The sequence below is a fragment of the Terrimonas ginsenosidimutans genome (genome assembly GCF_022012415.1).
Taxonomy (GTDB): Bacteria; Bacteroidota; Bacteroidia; order Chitinophagales; family Chitinophagaceae; genus Terrimonas_A; species Terrimonas_A ginsenosidimutans.
The window spans coordinates 106,147-124,759 of the sequence record NZ_JAKLTR010000006.1; the positions used below are offsets into that span (position 1 = coordinate 106,147).

At 45.3% G+C, this 18,613-nt stretch carries 11 protein-coding genes; 2 read left to right on the plus strand and 9 right to left on the minus strand.

Going from position 1 to position 18,613, the window contains the following annotated elements; translation table 11 throughout:
* Positions 1 to 12: 12 nt before the first annotated feature.
* Both LZZ85_RS10935 and LZZ85_RS28775 read left to right on the plus strand, forming a co-directional pair.
* Positions 13 to 276, plus strand: a complete 264-nt coding sequence (locus LZZ85_RS10935) for a type II toxin-antitoxin system ParD family antitoxin (protein WP_237871568.1) — start codon at positions 13 to 15, stop codon at positions 274 to 276.
* A complete protein-coding gene (locus tag LZZ85_RS28775; protein WP_432422760.1) occupies positions 257 to 550 on the plus strand; it encodes a type II toxin-antitoxin system RelE/ParE family toxin in 294 nt (97 codons plus the stop codon). Before LZZ85_RS10935 ends, LZZ85_RS28775 begins: the two co-directional genes overlap by 20 nt.
* A gap of 32 nt (positions 551 to 582) precedes the next feature.
* Here LZZ85_RS28775 and LZZ85_RS10940 read toward each other — a convergent pair whose 3' ends face one another.
* The 9 genes from LZZ85_RS10940 to LZZ85_RS10980 form a co-directional block, all read right to left on the minus strand.
* Positions 583 to 1,455 (minus strand): sugar phosphate isomerase/epimerase family protein, encoded by an 873-nt coding sequence (locus LZZ85_RS10940; protein ID WP_237871570.1) that lies wholly within the window; start codon positions 1,453 to 1,455, stop codon positions 583 to 585.
* A gap of 2 nt (positions 1,456 to 1,457) precedes the next feature.
* Positions 1,458 to 2,861: an alpha/beta hydrolase gene (locus LZZ85_RS10945; RefSeq protein ID WP_237871572.1), complete on the minus strand. Its 1,404-nt coding sequence runs from the start codon at positions 2,859 to 2,861 to the stop codon at positions 1,458 to 1,460.
* Between the two features lie 115 nt (positions 2,862 to 2,976).
* Positions 2,977 to 6,780, minus strand: a complete 3,804-nt coding sequence (locus LZZ85_RS10950; protein WP_237871574.1) for a family 78 glycoside hydrolase catalytic domain — start codon at positions 6,778 to 6,780, stop codon at positions 2,977 to 2,979.
* Positions 6,764 to 9,535 carry a glycoside hydrolase family 2 protein gene (locus tag LZZ85_RS10955; protein WP_237871576.1) on the minus strand — a complete coding sequence of 924 codons (2,772 nt, stop codon included), beginning with the start codon at positions 9,533 to 9,535 and terminating at the stop codon, positions 6,764 to 6,766. Before LZZ85_RS10955 ends, LZZ85_RS10950 begins: the two co-directional genes overlap by 17 nt.
* Positions 9,536 to 9,543: 8 nt before the next feature.
* On the minus strand, positions 9,544 to 11,082 hold the full coding sequence (locus LZZ85_RS10960; protein WP_237871578.1) for an MGH1-like glycoside hydrolase domain-containing protein: 1,539 nt from the start codon (positions 11,080 to 11,082) through the stop codon (positions 9,544 to 9,546).
* Positions 11,079 to 12,926 (minus strand): exo-alpha-sialidase, encoded by a 1,848-nt coding sequence (locus tag LZZ85_RS10965; RefSeq protein ID WP_237871580.1) that lies wholly within the window; start codon positions 12,924 to 12,926, stop codon positions 11,079 to 11,081. Before LZZ85_RS10965 ends, LZZ85_RS10960 begins: the two co-directional genes overlap by 4 nt.
* Positions 12,923 to 13,870, minus strand: coding sequence for a glycoside hydrolase family 43 protein (locus LZZ85_RS10970; RefSeq protein ID WP_237871582.1), 948 nt, complete (start codon positions 13,868 to 13,870; stop codon positions 12,923 to 12,925). The genes LZZ85_RS10965 and LZZ85_RS10970 overlap by 4 nt, the downstream gene beginning before the upstream one ends.
* Positions 13,857 to 15,251 carry a glycoside hydrolase family 140 protein gene (locus LZZ85_RS10975; protein WP_237871584.1) on the minus strand — a complete coding sequence of 465 codons (1,395 nt, stop codon included), beginning with the start codon at positions 15,249 to 15,251 and terminating at the stop codon, positions 13,857 to 13,859. Before LZZ85_RS10975 ends, LZZ85_RS10970 begins: the two co-directional genes overlap by 14 nt.
* A gap of 20 nt (positions 15,252 to 15,271) precedes the next feature.
* On the minus strand, positions 15,272 to 18,418 hold the full coding sequence (locus tag LZZ85_RS10980; RefSeq protein ID WP_237871586.1) for a DUF6298 domain-containing protein: 3,147 nt from the start codon (positions 18,416 to 18,418) through the stop codon (positions 15,272 to 15,274).
* Positions 18,419 to 18,613 lie beyond the last annotated feature (195 nt).

Below are 18,613 nucleotides of genomic sequence, written 5' to 3' on the forward strand. Positions count from 1 at the left end.
CAAACTTAATTTATGGCGAAAAATACTTCCATACTTCTCGGCGACTATTTTGAAAATTTTATCTCTCTTGAAGTCAAAAGTGGACGGTATGCTTCTGCAAGTGAAGTAGTACGGGCCGCTTTAAGGTTGTTTGAGGACGAGCAGAATAAAAAAAAGAATCTAATTCAGGAGCTGGAGAAAGGTGAAAAATCCGGAATGGTTAAGGATTTCAATGCAGGAAAATTCCTGAAATCACTTCATACAAAACATAAAAAAAATGCCGTACGAGATAAGTAATGCGGCAAAAAATGACTTAGAAAATATATGGCAGTACACATTTGAAAATTGGTCGATTGACCAGGCTGACCTTTATGTAAGTCTAATCCTCAAAGAAATGGAATTGCTTGGGAATCGTCCTGGGTCAGGAAGAGATTTCGGCCATATTAGAAAAAACTACCGTAGTTCTCGAATAAAATCTCATACCATCTTTTATAGAACGATAGATAATGCTACACATATAGAAATTATTCGAATCCTGCATCAAAGCATGGATATTACGAAACATCTTTGAGTATAGTTCCTTTAGGTCCGGAATAACAATTTTCACTCTTGAAAAATTCCCTTCAAATACGCCGTATTCGCTCCAAAATTGTACTTCACCTCCCTCGGCTTTGTCGCATCCCTACTCCGCTCAATCACCAGCCAACCTTTCCATTTCATCTCATCGAGGGTTTTCTTCACGAGCTGCATATCGATCTGCGGATCGTTCTGCAGCCAAACGCTATCCTTATTTGTAGCATGGATCATGCAAATGTTCTTCCGCCCAAGAATTTTCAATTCGGCAATAAGATCACGGCCTTCTTTTAATGGATTGGAGAAATTGAAATATATTTTGATCGCCTTTGATCCGATATCTTTTAGCAACTTTACCTCTTCGGTTGCGCTTAATGATGTTTCTATTCCGATCACCACCCCTGCTTTTTGCGCCATCTTACCTGCCACTTTCAACCGCGCTATCACTGAATCCCTTCGTTCCGGATTCTTCACCAGGTCGCACTGCACTCCAAGTGGCAGAAAGGCCGTTCTCACTTTCATTAGTTTCATCGTTTTAATACAGTCTTCGATCGACTGTTTATATTCATCACGACTGCAGAATGACTGTGCATAGTAACCCGTCATCCCCAGGGAAAAGATCTCAACGTTAAGCTCTTTTGCTTTCGCCAAAAATTGTGCGCGTACGGAATCTACCAGCAACTGATTGTCGAAAGTGGGACGGTTTCCCAATCCACCCATATCTACTTCTACGCCATCAGCGCCAAGTTCTTTAGTGAGGGTGATCGCTCCTAACTTTTGCCGCTTCAATAACATCAGGTCGATCAATCCTATCTTATAACGATGCTTTGATTGCGCCATCGAAATCGCCGGAACAAACATAACGAACAGCATTAACCCAAATAACAATCGCTTCGCAGACATGATCAGTTTCTTTTTAACTGGTAAAATAAGCGTTCCGCATTTTCAAAACCTTTTACTGCATTTGCCGGTAAACGTTCTGCGTTTGCACCGAATACATACATCATCGGCTCTTTTTCAATCGTAACAAAAGACTCATCTATTTTTCCGGTTGTATTCTTAATTAAATTTAAATCAAGTGATAACTGCTTTGCCATGAATTCATACACCGCAGTCCGCTTGTTGATCCCGAAATCATGTCCTTCTTCTTTCAGATGCACATTTGATATCGACTCAGACTTATCATACCAACTATAGATCTTTTTTAAATAAGAAAGATCGTGCTCCGGCATACGATCCGTCCAGTCCTTTCCATCACTGACTACCAGCTGAGGTCTCGGTGCAGCCATCGCCGCGATCTCCACATTATCCGTTCCACCACCGCATGCATGAATGGGCATACCACTTTCGCAAGGACAACCACCATAGAAGTAGGATGAAACGGAAGCAACCGGTGCGCTGCATTTGATACGATCATCCAGTGCAGTAAGTAAAGCCGTATGGGTTCCTCCTCCGGAGCCACCACTTATCCCTACGCGAGTAGTGTCAGCATCTTTCAAGGCAAGAAGATAATCGAGGATCCGGATACCACCCAGCACCTGGAAACTCATCGATAAACTACGGCGATGATCTTCTGATTTGAATTGCAGCAACGATTCTCCCCACGCAAAAAGATCAAAACTGAATGCCATCGCGCCCATCTTAGCCAAAGAAGCACAACGCAGCTGGCAATCTGCCCGATAACGTTGCTTCGCCCAATGCCCATCCGGGCTAAGGATCACAGGAATGCGGCCTTTATATTTTGCAGGCTTGTATAAAGAACCATTTACATAAATGCCGGGTAAAATTTCAATCGCGATATTCTGAACGGTATATCCATCATACTTTCTTACTTCCGTTGTAATTGGTTTCGACAAAGCAATCGGCGCAAGATCCAATTGAAGTGCTTTGATCATACAGGATCTTAAATCTGCCTTCCTCGTTTCCCATTCGGTCTTGTTATTATATTGCCCAGCTATCCGATCCAGTTCGGCCCAACCGTCTTCTACTTTCCAGCGGTGATATTCGAATGTGCCAAGTTTGTATACAGAATCAGATTCTTTCTTGGCGATCAGGTCAAAGGGAGAAAGAATCTTCTCCAGCGTTGTTTCTGCATCCTGCCGGTAACGCCAATCAGCATACGTCACCTGTTTGTCGGCGATCATCGTATCAGCATATTTTATGCGGATATGAAATCGTTGCTCTACTTCTTTGATGACCTGCTTAAGGGGCTTTGCATAGCGATCATCGGAGTTTTGTGCATTGCCCGTGTACCAGGCCATGCCGCAAAAAAACAGAAGAGATTTTTTTATGATCGGGGTTATAGCCATGTTGATCCAATGTCTGATAGTGTTATTAATTCGCGGAAAGGTTCCCGCAGATTTCGCAGATCAGTCTCAAATAGAAGGATATAATCTGCGTAATCTGCGGGAAACCTACGCCAGTCTAATCATCATACGTTTTCCCACCCGAAACCGTTTTCATCGGCCAGTTGATATCCACGATCGGTTTCAACTCAAGTTTGGAAGGATCCAACACAACATGCTTAATGCGTTCACGTCTCCATGTGTATACAAAATGAACCAATCCGTCTGATGTTTGAATTACCGAAGGATAAGAATACTGGCTTACCGGAGAATCTTCCAGGATCAGTGCTGCTTCCCAGTTCTTACCATCTTTTGATACTGCTACATTCAAAGGAGTGCGCGGCCCTTTATTGTTTACCCAGGTTGAATTGGGAACAGCGTGATTATAGACGATCAGTTGACGACCGTCTTTCAATGTCACTGCATCTGTACCTGAATTATTATTCGGCAACGAAGAAGCGCGCATCGGGCTCCAGGTTTTCCCACCATCCCGGCTCCATGATTCGTTCACGGTCATGTTGCGACTGCGGCAAAGAACCTGCAGGCTTCCATCGGGATAAGTAAGGATGCTTGGCTGGATCGCGCTGAAAGTTTTCCCATCATTGATCGAATCTGTTTTTGTCCAGGTCTTTCCCCAATCTGTCGTCACTTCAAAATGAACTTTCCATCCATTCTTCTCTGTACTGGAAGGACAGATCAGGCGATTGCCTACCAGTACAGGTTTGTTCTTGATCGGCCCGAGATAACCCGCAGGCAGGGCTTCCCGTGGCGACCATGTATGACCGTTATCTTTAGAACGGATCATCCAGCCAGTCCAGCCTGCTACATTCGGTCCAATTTTATAGAACAACAGCAGTTCTCCGTTAGGTACCTGGTACAATACCGGATTATAGCAAGCGTAACGCGTGCTGTCATTCAGCACGCCATCGGCGACTTTTACCGGTTCAGACCATTGACCACCTTTCAGGTGGCTTACCCAGATGCAAACATCTTTTGTACCTTCTTTTGTTCCGCCGAACCATGAAGCTATCAGGCCTTCGGGCGTTTCAGCAATCGTTGAAGCATGACTTTCTGGAAAGGATGCTCTTTCGAATATGAATTCATCTTTTACAATGCCTTTGCGAAACAGGTTATTTACTTCAAAAGAATAATTGCCAGATCCAATTTCCAATACTGCATAGCCAACCTGCATACGTATCAGCTTCACGCCCTCCGCTTTATCCAAAGTACGGTTTGACTCTGTGACCGCTTCAGCAGCGTTAGCAGGAATGTAGATCTCAGCAGTAGCGCCCGCAGGAACACTGATCTTCCAGCTGAATTTATTCTGTTCATTCTCTTTCTTCCATTCGCTCCGGATCGTGCCATATGGCGATTCATAAGAAGCGGAAGCATGATCAAGTCCATCAATGATCTCCGGTTTCATGATGATCTTCCTGAACCCAATTTCTTTATCATCAGATTTGATACCTGCTACGTTTTCATACAACCAGATCAGGTAGTCTCCAAGCAGCATCACGTGATTCTGCGAATTCATTTGCGGGTTAGCTGTATTGCCATTCCAGAGCTCCCAAATGGTAGTCGCGCCATTCTCCGCCATATAACCCCAGCTCGGATAGGTTTTATTCGAGGCAAGTGTATAAGCGATGTCCGAACGCTGGAATTCAGAAAGACCACGCATCAGCCACTGCGTTCCGATCACGCCGGTGCTGATATGCATTTTATTTTCAATCCGGATCTTGGCGTAGATATTATTGAACACGCCATCCTGCAGGCTGTCCGGAGTGATCCCAAAATGAAGCGGCAGTAAATTCGCTGTTACCGTATTATTATCGTAGCACTTCTTCTGCCTGTTATAAAAACGCGTATTGAATGCCTGCTTGACCTGCAAGGCAAGATCCTGGTATGATTTTACATCAGCCGATTGTCCGGATAGCATTGCAAACTCCTGCATCATTTCCAAAAACTTATAGAAGTAAGCCGTTGCAATAAGATCACCTCTTGTTGTACGCGTGCTATCCTGCGACTTGATCATCTCCAGCGATTCAGGGGGCACACACCAGTCACCGTATTTATCTTTCCCAACGATATAGTTCTTCATATACTTCGTCTGCATATAGTTCATCCATTTCTTCATGGATGGATAATGCTTCACAATTGATCCTTTATCACCGAACTGGCGATAGAGCATATCAGCAACGAGCAGATAAGTTCCGGGCCAGGTCATATTATCGCTGTAGTAATTCCAGAACGCGGGCGCAACGTCGGGGATCGCGCCTTCTGCTGTTTGTGATTCTTCGATATCATCCAGCCATTTGGCATACAGCCTGGCGTTATTGAAGAGAAAGCTCTCCCCTTTTGATCCGGTTGCGCGATCACCCAACCAGGGTTGGCGCTCATTCCGTTGCGGACAGTCAACCGGCATTCCTTTATAATTGGATGCAATTCCCCACCACGCATTCTTCACGATGGTGTTGATGGTGGCATTAGAAGATGTAAATGTCCCGATCGTGGAAAGATCATCAAATACAAGCTGACCTTCGAAATTATTTGCTGTCGGCTCGCCAGGGAAACCCGTTACTTCTACATATCGAAAACCGTGATACACGAATGATGGTCTCCAGGTTTCTTCAGACCCGCCTTTTAACGTGTAAATATCCGTTACTTTCGCATCGCGGAGGTTCGCTGTATAAAGATCGCCGTTTGACTGCAGGCTCTCCGCAAAACGAAGCGTTACTTTATTGCCTGCATTTCCCTTCACTTTGATCTGAAGCCAACCGGAAAAATTCTGTCCCATATCAAGGATATAGCGATCCGAATTAATTTTCCTGATCGCGACAGGTTTGATGGTTTGTTTTACTTTCATTGGCTCGTTCGGCTGCAAGGAAAGTATTCCGGCAGGCGCGGCAACAACACGAGCATTAAACCAGTTCTTGTGACTGGCGTTTTTATACATTTCCGCGAGAACCGATTCCTTTCGTGCATCATATTCTTCGCCATCGTACTCATTGTTCGTTCTGATGGGTCCGTCAGTTGTAAGTTTCCATGACTTGTCGCTGATGATAGTTTGTTTCTTTCCGTTCTCGTATTCAAGCTCCAGTTGAAACAAAAGTTTTGGGAAGCCAAAGGTGTTGATCTTTTGCGGTTTGAAATTCTGTCGCATGGTAAAGTAGCGACCGTTCCCTAAAACCACCTTCACAAGGTTATTGCCGTTCTTTATATCAGCGGAAACATCGAATGCGTTGTACAAAACTTTCTTCCTGTAATCAGTCGGGTTAGGAGCAAGCACCTGGTCTCCTATTTTCTTTCCGTTTATATACAACTCATAGTTACCAACACCCGAAATATAAACACGTGCATTTTTGACTTTAGATACAGCATTAAAATCTTTACGAAGATATCTTGCGGAGAGTCGCGACCATTGCGTTACGCTATCCCATGCGAAAGCGCTGTCTATACCGATCCACTGGGCTTTCCATTCTTTTCCCGAAAGAAAGGCAGTCCCGAAGCGCGCCGTTTTGCTCAGCTCCGTTTCGCCTTTACTAGTGAACACTTTCACTTTCCAGTAATAGGTTTTATTTGATTGCAGGGTTGCGCCTTTGAATGGGACCAGTATTGCATCAGCGGAGGAAACCTTTCCGGAATTCCAGATATCCGCTTTTTGTTCATTCAATGCTTTTTCGCTGCTGGCCACCCAGATCTGATACGCCGTTTGCTGAACGCCACGTGAGCTGCTTTGCAATTGCCAACTGAAACGCGGTTGCTTCTGATCGATCGCAACCGGATCAACCTGCAATTCGCATTGGAGATTTCTTATTTCCACCTGCGCCTGCGCAACAGAGCAGAGAAGCAGCAAAGCAATGAATGTTCTAATAACGGGTTTCATTCCCTGAAAAATTAAAGTAAAGCGTAATAGTTTTATATCTCGTCGGATCTTTCTCGTAATCGTAAAAAATATTCTTCATCCCCATCGGGCCTGTTGTTTCTCTTCGTTGTGTCTTTGTTCCAATACCAGCAATACCCTGCATAAAGGAAATATCTCCTTCCGGGAATACCAGCATATAGTTATGCCAGGCATCGTCTTTAAATGCCGGCGTAAACAAACGGAAGAAGAGATCTTCATCCTCAGTTGCGACAGTAAACGATTGTCCGGATGTATTAAAACGGCACCAGTACATATTTGCATGATACCCTTTAAACTCTGGATAGATCCAGGTTTCGCCCGTTTCCGTGCCGTTATAAGTTTTATTCCAGATGCCGAACTGATTTCCCTTCATCCTGTTCTTCCACACACGATATGGCCCTTTGCCCATATAGTCAACACTCCTCATTTGGCTTTCCGGAAACGAAAAATTCACCCCAACTAAATCCGTGAAGTATTCCGCCGGAAAATAGTTAACCTTCATTTTGATCCATCCTGAGGGATAGAATGTCCATTGCAGTGTATTATAATGAAGTTTCCTGTCGAATGCCGATTCTATCACCAAAGTGTCACCCTGTTGTCTGAAACTGAATTTCCCAAAGTTATTAATACCCTGCTGGATCACCGGTCCATTGTTAAAAGGAAGGTCTTTGCCCTTGACGGTCACTTTTGTCAGCAGCCCTGTTCGTTCGTGAATCGCGACCTGCATTTCACCTGACGACACATGGTAGACAGAATCTCTCAGCTCAACACTTAACTTTTCCGATCCTGTTTTCGGGATCATCCTGTTGATCACCATCTGCGGCTGAATGATTGGAAAACTCCAGGTGAAGATCTCCCTGCCATCAGCACCTTTGGCCGTTAAATATAACACATCAAAATCTTTCCAATCGGCCGGAAGCTTTATTTGCAAAGCTCCCTTCTCCAATGGTTTTATCGAAGAAACAATGACCGTCCCGGTTCCGGACTGTCCGGATAGTAACTTCTTCAGTACAAAACTGAATTTGCATTGATTGATATTGGTGAAATGGAACCTGTTCTCCAACTCAATTTTTCCATCGAATCCGGAAGTGATCTCTTTTGGAAAAATATAGACCGGGCTCCAAATCTCTTTAATGGCAAAAAAGCTTCCTTCTTTCTCATGATAGGGTCCTACGATGCCATCTGCGCCGCGATGCTTATCAGTATCGATCGAGTCTTTCAGATCACGGCGAACAATGCCCTGGTCTGCGAAATCCCACAGGAACCCGCCGGCAGCGCGTGGACGATGCCACATGGATTCCCAGTAATCTTCGAGACCGGCGCCGTGACCTCCATCAAACTGCCCATGCAGAAATTCAGTGGGCATGACGATCTCACGGCCGTTATCATAGCTTCCAATACCATAGTTATATTCGCGGTAGTGTTGGGTTTCGACACCATTGAACAATTGCCATGGATGAACCACCGGTCTTTTCTGGAGGTCGAATTCAGTGAAGAATTTGTCGAGGTCAAAATTGTGACCACCTTCATTTCCATTTGCCCAAAAGATGATCGAAGGATGGTTCTGATCATGACTGATCATTTCTCTCAATAATTTCGTTCCGGTGGGCGTATCATAGTTACCATGCCAGCCAGCGAGTTCATCCATTACGAATAGACCGAGTGAATCACAAACATCAAGAAAATGGTCGTCTGGCGGATAGTGCGCCATCCTTACTGCGTTCATGTTCATTTCCTTCATCAACAACACATCTTTAATGCTGATCTCTTTGCTGGTGGTGCGTCCACTTGTTGGCCAGAAGGAATGGCGGTTGACGCCTTTCATTTTTACTTTCACACCATTTACATAGATACCGTCCCTTTGTTTGAGTTCAACGGTTCGGAAACCAAAACGTTGACGGATTGTATGTACTTTTTTTCCTCCGGCAATAAGATCAATTTCCAGGAAATACAATTCAGGGAATTCCGGCGACCAGTTCTTTACTCCAGCGATCTTTTTACCAATTGATATTGTCGATTGAGATGAAGCGAAACTTTGTGTAAACGAAGAAAGTAATTGCTTTCCATTGCCGGCGTACACTCTCGCATTCAACTGCCCGTCTTTTGCTCCGTTCACTTTCAGGTTTGCCTGAAGCAAGCCATTTGCTTTTGCATCGATCGCGAGTTCGTCAAGAAATTGAACAGGCAGTGCTTCCAGGAAAACAGGCCGGAAGATGCCGCCAAAGATCCAAAAGTCTGCCTTACGCTCCGCTTCATTAACCGAGGCATTGGCGGAATGCTTGTCGACTTTCACTTCCAGCAGATTTTCCCCCGATTGATTGAGCAAATCTGTTATGTCATATTTAAACGCATAGAAAGCTCCCTGGTGCTTTTCACCTGCTAACTTTCCATTGATCTTTACCTCAGTATCCGTCATCGAACCTTCGAATACGATGTTGATCTTTTTGCCGCGCCAGCCAGAAGGAACGCTGAACTTATACTTGTATAAACCACTCTCCTTTCCGCGAATGCTGTCTTTTGCAAAGCCGTAATCATATTTTCCAAAGCCCTGCAATTCCCAGCAGGAAGGGACCGAAATAGTGCTCCATTTACCGGCGTTCATCCCGGCTGTACAAAAGAAGTCCCATTTGATACCATCGTCCTTTCCTTTGCCGGAGAGATACAACTTTTCTGTTTGCTGCAGAAAGGCGGTATGGCAGATCAACAATGAAAAAACAATCAATGATATATATTTCATCCTTTTCATTAAAGGTTTGCTTCAAGCTTTTGCAATGATTCGCTTGAGGTAAGTTTTTTTCCGTTCGCCCATACACTGAATCCCTTTCCTTTTTTGTATTTGCCACCTGTCTTATCCCATACAATCGTGATGATCTTTCCATGATATGACACATTATCCAGGCAGAACCAGTCCCATTTATCCGCAGGCAATAATGGATTTACTTCGATCTTGTTGTCTTCGCGTGGGCGTAAGCCGACAAGGCCAGTGATGATCAGATCATTGAATGTAGAGTGATTATAATACCGGCTTCTCTCCTGGTCACCTTTCAACCAGTAACCGGTTTTCTCATCGAGATATTCTCCAATGTATGGACGGCCACGATAATATTGAGACTCTACATAGGTTTCCAAATGATCGAAATAGTTGGCTCTGTTAACCGGGGCAGACTGGCGGGTATTCAACAGGTTTGCCATTGCGGTAAGCGTTTGCGCGGTTGCAAATGGCCATACAGCACCGTCCCATTCGCAATTGCAACAGCCATGTGTGCGGAATTGCGGATGACTTCTGTCTGCTGTCGTTAATCCGAACGGTGCAGAGAAGTCGGTCGTATCATTGGCCACTTTCCAGGCATTATCAAATCTGGCATCGGGTAAGTTGAAATACCAGGGAATAAAACCGATCGCCTCTTTTACGTTTGCGAGCGTATCTGCTTCTTTCAACACTTCAAAAAATGTATCCTTACTGCTCCATAGTTTTGATTGAAGCAATTGCCTGATGGAATCAGCTTTTGCAGTATACAGTTTTTGTTTGTCGGTATTTCCGGCTAAGGCTTCAATGGCAGCCAGCGCTTTTGCGTTACCGAACATATAACTATTGATAGAGGGTCTTGCATTCTTTTCTTTGCGGCCACCACTGATGGTTTCTTCCATTGCATCGCGGACATCATATTGCCAGTAAAGCCCGCCGGGCAAACGTTTCTCAGCTTCCCATGCTGCATAATCTGCCTCGAGATCAGGGAGAAGATCGAGGATGAATTTCGTGTCTTTATTGATCAGGTATCGGTTATAGATCGCATCAATATTCCAGCTACTATAAAAGCGAAGACGTTTTAAAGGTTTGCCATCGTTGCCACGATACCAGATCAGGAGATTCTCGTCCTGGTATTTTTTATCGTGCAACCAGCGGGATTCATAAATATGATGACCAAGACCGCTGCTGATGAGATTGTATTTGTCGGCGTAGCTGCGTTGCACCAGGAACTCCGTCATTGCGTAGCCTTTCTCCGTTTTCTTAATATGCTTTCTTAATGTCCACCAGCGGAAATAGAACATTTCTTCAAAGTTCTGCTGGGGGCATTCGAACAAGGGAATATTCTTTTTCATCCACCACCAGGAGCTATCATTGGGGATGGCTTGTTTGATGTTCTCATCTTCCATTTTGTTGAAGTAATCAACATAATGTTTGAATGATTCGGGCTTGAGGATGGCGGGAGATTGGGCGATAGCTTTGCTTAACACAAAGATCCCCAAAATAACACAAACAGATATGGTACGGATAGGATTCACTTATTGCTTGTTTTTAAATAGGTGATATAGAAAGTAGATTCCTGATCCCGTTTTCCCGCGTTAGGAAGGTCGGTAAAATTGTCGGCCGGGGTTTCAGGTGTAGGAAAGTTTCTCGCTTCGCCTGTACGGAACATGATCCTGTCGATAGAACCAAGTGGTGCGAAAAAGAGCGTGAGGCTTCCGTTTTCGGGTTTGCCATTTACATACACTTTGTACATACGGGTTTCAGTGTTCAGTTCCAGGCGTACGTTGTACAACTGTCCGGGTGCATAGGCGGTGATCTTTTTAAAACGAGCGCCGGTTTTCGCCATGATCAGGCTATCTGCACCAAGCACCAGTCTCATGCCGGGCTGACCTTTTGCATCCTGTACTTCGACGTGTAAAACACCTTGGTTATTTTGTGCAGCAATAACGCCGAACTCGATCGTGATCTGTTTGGATGAAGGGAGCAATCTCTGCGCTTTTGCATAATCGAATGGGTCGCTATCTTTCAGGACCAATGCTTTTTTGCCATCAGTCATTTTTCCGATTGAAACCGGAGCCCAAACAGCACTATGCGTATTCCATGAATTCAGTTCAGCGCCATCCCGCATTATGCTGAACGTCTCATTCACATGGTTTGTTTCTGCAGAACGAACGGGAACGGGAATACTGGCCACCCAGATATCTTCCTTATTGATACTATACCCAACCCATACCTTTCCGTCCGGAGGCGTGCCATTGTTCTCCAGCATGCCCCGAACGTATTGTGGCCCGTATGATTTATAGTTGCCACCATATCTCATTGGAGGGATCTCACCGGTAACGAGCAAGAGGTTTTTAAAGTTCAGTCCGTCATCACTCACAGATAACCCAAGCGGCCACCTGTATTCCGAGGGATTGTACACCGTTACGAATTTCCCATCACTGGTGCGCTGCCCCCAGATCTTTGCATTACTGTTCACGAATTTGATAGCGCGTGTTGGATTATACTGCCAGGTCTTGCCTTCGTCTGCGCTGATAGAGGTGACAGCATGTTTCCACAAACCTACAACCCTGTTGTCGGGTAGGCGGTAGTAGTTAAATGCCTTAAAATCTTTTTTCAGCGGGATCAGCGGATCATTCCGATCAGCTTCTTCGTTCCAGTGTTGCATCATCAGCGGTTTACTGAGCAGTTCATCGCAAGCAGCAACAAAGGCTTTGTCTTTACTTTTTTTATAGAAAGGATAGTCACTGTTCTTTTCCGTAAAAGAATGATTGTACCGGATAAAATAGATTGGTCCGAATGTTCCATCTGCATTGATCTCCCTCACAACACGACCGATACCATTTCCATCATTCGGATCGTCCTTCGCATCAAGTGCGATTCCGTAATAAGCCAGGGCAAGCAATTTCTTATTCGACGCAGTATAAAAGCCCATACGCTGGTGCATGACAGCCTCCAGATTTTTCGCAACCGTTGCTACACCTTCTTTCTTAAACCCGTCCGGCACTTTATACGGCGGGAAGATCACAACAGGAGCCGTCCATTTGTAGCCGTCTTTTGAGGTGACCAGCAAGGTTTGTCCGGGCGGAATGTGTTCGCCGACAGGATTACTGAGATATTCAAGATAGAACGTGTTATTCCAGTAAGCCATATCCGGAGCGTGATTATAGGTCCATCCGAATCCATACTCCGCTGTTTTCAGGTCACGGTTCGCCCGCATCACCTGAACATTGTGAACACCCATTGCAAGCGGCAACTGGCCATGGTGATAATCTACGTTAGACAATACATCACCGGTATAACGGATCGTGTCCTGCGCGAATGATACATTCATTGCACAAATTCCTGCGACGATCAATATCTGTCTTGCTGCTTTCATTGCTTCTTTAAATTCTTCAGTAATTGTTGTAACACTTTTTTCCTAACAGGAACGATCGTTCCGTGTTTATGTCCCGCCGGAACACTTATCAAACTGCTTGCATCAGTAAAATGCGTGAAATCTTTTGTGGTAACCGCATCATAGGTTTTCTTTTGATAGGCATCATAGTAGATAATCCAGTTATCTTTCACTTTTACAACGGAAGGTCCTTCGGTAAAATTCGGAGTAAAAGCGGCGGATACATTTGTATAGGGTCCTTCTGCTTTATCAGCAAAGGCCACTTTCATATTCCTGTTTGGCCGGGTATTGTCTTTCAAGACCAATACAAAATCATTCACTCCGCTTTTTACGATCACCGCATCTATTACACTGAATCCAGGATCAAGGAATAAACGTGTTGGTGAAAATGTTTTGAAATCTGTAGTTGTGGTAATATACATCCGGTGATTATTGCTATCCGCTTCAATTCCTTTTTCGAAGCGACCGGGAATACAGGATGCCCAGATGATCAGGAATTTCTTTGTATCGGCGTCATAGAACAATTCAGGCGCCCAAACATTCACCGTGGATGGTTCTTTTTCCATTACGGGAATGAATTGTTGCGGAGTCCAATTGATCAGATCTTTGGAAGAGCTGTATCCAAAGCCTTTATCACCCTGCCAGCTGCTTGTCCATACCAAATGAAAAACGCCGTCAGGCCCCTGCACCACTGAGGGATCACGCATTACTTTCTGGTGACCTATCGTTGGATGAAGCAGAACCGTATCAAGATCATTCCATTTATACCCATCTTCGCTGTACAACATCCGCAGACCTTCATTTGCGGGCTCATGGAAAGATGTGAAGAGATAGGCCTTTTTAGGCGAAGTACAACCAGCCAGGAAAAGCACGGCCACTAATCCGCTGAAAGAAATACCCAGTAAAATATTTTTACTTTTTTGCATCAGTTGTTTTTAACACAAGTACCCAATCGTTGCCATCACCCGGTTCACCCGGGGGATCAAAGGTGTGAATCCCCTTGTTTGGAATTTTCCGCCATTCCAAATACTTCCCGTTTTTGGGATCAAACCAGGAAGCTAAAAGAAACGCAGCTTTCAATTTACCTAATTGTAATTTGAAGTCTTTACCGGTGTAAGTATAAAACAACAAATAGTTCGTCCCTGCTGCAGCGGCAACGCGGTCATAACGGATCCCGTTATTCACCACCATTGCCTGCGCTTCTTTCCAATCAGCGACAGCGACGGTTTCCATTAAAGAACGGAGGTATTGCATTTGAAGAGCAGCTGTATCATTCATCGCTTCTGTCCAGTATTTTCGTGCACCGTATGCCCGGTCTTTATCTCCCGGACGGTAGAATTGCATGACGGCATTATGCCCGTAAGTAAATCCGGCACCACCGGCCAATACACCCCAGTAAGCAAACCGGCGGACTTCGTTTGCATTCCAGTAAGGCTGCGTGGTATCATGAAGACCGTAAGGAATTCCTTCATAAGAGGGCTCACCATCCATAGTTGGTTTCAGGGGTTTCTTCGCAAGATCTTCCACAACATATTTCCAACTGTCTTCTGCATAATGCGATTCTCCCTTGCTGGTATCCTGCGCATACGTGCGATGCCCCGACTGGAACATATTGAAATCAAGCCATGGTGCATTATGGAACCATCTTGAAGAAGTGTGTCTTCCGAAAGGATGGAATGTAACAAGGTGACCGGGATCCTTTTCCTTCAACACCGTACCGATCGTATTCCAGACGGCAGGGAAAACCGTACCGTGAATATCGCCACCGTTCAACCAGACTATATTGCCCCTGTTCTTATATCTTTCTGCAAGAAAAGTGGCGTAAGCTTTGGCCTGCGTTTCATTCACCCATTTCGCTTTTACGTTTGCGCCCCAGACAGGAACCATGGCCATATAGATGCCACGCTTTGCAGCTTCATCTACAACAAAATCGACATGGTCCCAGAAATCGTATTCGGCTGCGTTATCTGGGTTATTGCCTGGCGTAACCAATGGTTTGGAAACATCATTATTAATCAATGCAGAATCGCCATATTGATTCGCTGCTTTCTTCACATCATGCACCACCATCACCTGAATAACATTATATCCCTGCTGTTTTCGTATATCCAGATATTGAATTGTTTCTGCCCGGTTCAACTTTACAAACAAAAGCCAACCTGTATCTCCCAGCCAGAAGAACGGCTTACCATCCACTGTAAAACCGCGTTTGGAAGAGGAGATCTTCAGCGGGGAAATATTGGATTGCGCATTCATTACAACAGCTATCAACAATCCAACGAGTGTATAAAATGCTCTTTTTATCATGCGTTTATTTCAATCGGTGTTTATTTCTTTTTCAGCCACAATACCCAATCTGCGGAACCTGGTTTCTGAACGGTAGTGCTTTCGCCTCCTTTTACTATCTTCTTTTCTTTTTGCAATTTGCCTGTTGTTGTATTGACCCAGATCACTTCGAAATTTCCGGGAGAGCCAGCGAGATCTACTGTTACAGTTGGCGTTTTATTGTATACGATCAGACCTGCATACTTATCCTGCAGTATCCATTGGTCTGTCCCATCATTTCCGGCAGGTTGCATTGCAGCCGCGGCATCTAGGAATTGCTTATCCTCAACAAGTAGATTGGGTAGTGATCCGCCGGCCATCAAAGCGGCCCAGCCATTACGATCATAGCTATCGCCCGAGTAGATGACCGCTTGTTCCGGATACTTTGTTCTGTATTCTTTTACGGCTCGATAAACCTGCGCGGGTGAAGTGCTTTTTGGTTTCAGTAGGCGGGCGTGTTGGCGGGGTGCAAGATTCTCGCCACCTTTCGGAGCATATGCCGAACCATCTGCCTGGTAATGCCAGTAGCGGATATCAATGATGTTGATCACCGAAGCATAGACAGGATCCTGGAGAATGGCATCCTGCACATCTTTGGTCACGCTCAACCCAATAAGCGCTTTACGGCCAGTTTCCCGCTCCCACTCTTTGATCGTATTGATCCAGAACTGAACAAATGGCAATGGGCCTGTGAACTCTTCACCGATAAATTGGATCACACCATTGTTATCAACAAAATTATCAAGGCATTGACGAATGTATCTCTTATGCAGATCCCGTCTTACAGCATGTGTTGTATCATAAAACTGTTCAGCCATGAAGATGCGTTTATCACCTGCATATGGTACTGGTTCGGGAAAACCGGTATTATTAATATTGTTGGCAGGGCGCCAGGGAAAATCGGCGTAGTGCGCGCCAGCTTCAATAATATTATGCTGGAAATAATTCTGATGAACAAGCAATAATCCATTCTGATCTGCGAGATCAGCAAACTTTTTCAGACGATTCCAGTACCAGTGATTGTATTTGGTAAGATCGTATTTACTTAATCCATCCCAGGCGGTGTCTTTACCACTGCGTGCGAAAGGAAGTTCGTAGAAAGGAGCCCACACTTCGCCATCCATCCGGCGGATGCGCTCATGATCATCACGGCGGCGTTCATACCAGAGTGCATAGTTCTGTTCAACAGCAACTGTATTCGTTTGTGTCATTTCATTCACCACGGAGTCCAGATCGTCTGTCAGCCCTTTGCCGGTCCTTCCGGGTACAAAACGGGTAATGGCATTGCTGGCCTTATTCAATGCGTAGGGCTTCGCAGATCCATTCCACCAGGGAACGCTTAATCTTTTACCGGTCATGACCTGCTCCCCCCGAAGCAACCATCCATTCTTCACCTGCAATGCCGGCGCTTTCGGAGATGTGAGCAAGTTCACTTTCGCTACATCATCTATATTCTTACTGCCGCGGGGGTCAAGATCCAGCGGTGTTTGTTTTACATATGCTTCAATAAACTGCGGCAACGTGATCATCGGATCTTTTGCAGCAGTGGTCATCAGTGTTGCCTGTGCAACTGTCGGACTGCTGCTGGCTTCCCCTCCGATATCCATGATTACGGCCCGGTTGTCAACTGATTTGCCGATCCGTTCTTTCAACTGTGCATAATAAAGGCTGCGCGGTTGAACGCTGTTATTCGATTCACCCCAATAGCCGTCTCCGGCAAACTGGCTCCAGGAACCAAATGCCCAGTTCTGCGCTGTGGGTGGTTGATAGCAATCGATACGTGCGGCGGTGCAGTTCCATAAAACGCCGTTTGCGATATTCCAACCGGCGCCCTGTCCATCCTGTCCGCGGTTAAGCAAACTGATCGCATGTCCATCCACATTCACGATATCAAACAGAACACCGGAAGCCCAGCTATCTATACCGCCACTGAATCCAAAAGGCCGGTTTGATTCGCATTGAACAAATGCGTTTGGACCGGGAGCACAGAAACCTATTGCGAAATCATGCATGCCATTGGCGGCATAACACCGTTGAAACAAGGTTTGCTGCCCGGATGTAAAGAATGTATTTCTTCGCTCGCCACCAATCTCTGAAACAGGGTTAGTGGAGATGCAATCTTCCACCGTGATACGCTCTGTATTATCGAATAACGCCACGGCGGAACCTGCAAAATATTTGAAGCTGACGCGGCGCACCCAGGCATCCCTTGCATTATCAATAGAGATGGCTATCCAGCGATGCGCTTCGTCTTTGGGGTTTGTTGCGTCATAGGTTGATGCGAGTTGAAGATTCTCGACGCCTGTGTTTTGCAATTGGCCGTTCCATTGAAACTTCACCACATTTCCACCGCCATATGTTGCATCAAGCGCAGTGGTCAATGGCGCATCAACGGTGATAGTGTTTCCTGAAACGTTTGTTACTGTTCTTTTCCAGTTGACCATACGTTGTCCGGGTTTCCATCCAAGTGAGGTGATGCCGCCGCCAAAATGTTCTGTACCGAGTGTTGCGATCCATTCGCGGGTAGAAGGGCGGCTAACTATGATCCGGTCGCCTTTTACAACTCCTTTTGCGGAATTAACTGTAAAGCTATTCGAGTTAACCGGAACATATTTATCTGAAATTCTTGCAGTATCAGTTGATGCGGCGAGATCGTTCTTTCCTTCGACAATGATAAGGGTTGACCTGTCTTTGCCTGCTGCTAAAAGAATTGTACCGTCATCTCCCATACCGGTGCCACGGATCACAACACCGTCTGTTTTTATCCGCAGGGAACCTTCTATATGGTGTATTCCTTTGGCGAGTAGTACAGCTCCTCTGAAGCCATCGGCTCCAACGGGCAGTTTACTTACATGATCAATGGCGAGTTGTATACGGGCTGTGGCATCACCAGGTTTTGCAGGAACAACGATCTTCACGGCAACAGTAGGGATTGCCTGTTCACCTGCTTTATACCCACAGTAAGAAAAATCCGGAATACGATTTCCGAGGGAATCTGGTGTATAGGCGAGCTTTCCTGACTCGACGTATAAGGGAGGTTTGGGTTTGACAGGTTTTTGTGCCAGCAAGCTGCCCTGAACGGCAAGAAATGCTGTCGAGATGAGAATACTTTTTCTGTTGAGCCTTCTATTTCTGATTGATCTGTTCACGCCAGTTGAAATTGTTTGGCACAAGTTAAAAAACTATTTGTAGCCGGTCAGGAAGATCGTAGGGCGTGCGTCCCGCAGATTTCGCAGATTTTACCTTTACTACTGTCGAAAAGTTTTTCCACGCAGTGACAGGTTTCTGTTTAGTACGCAGATGACGCAGATCATCTCTGATAACAGCATATTATCTGCGCGATC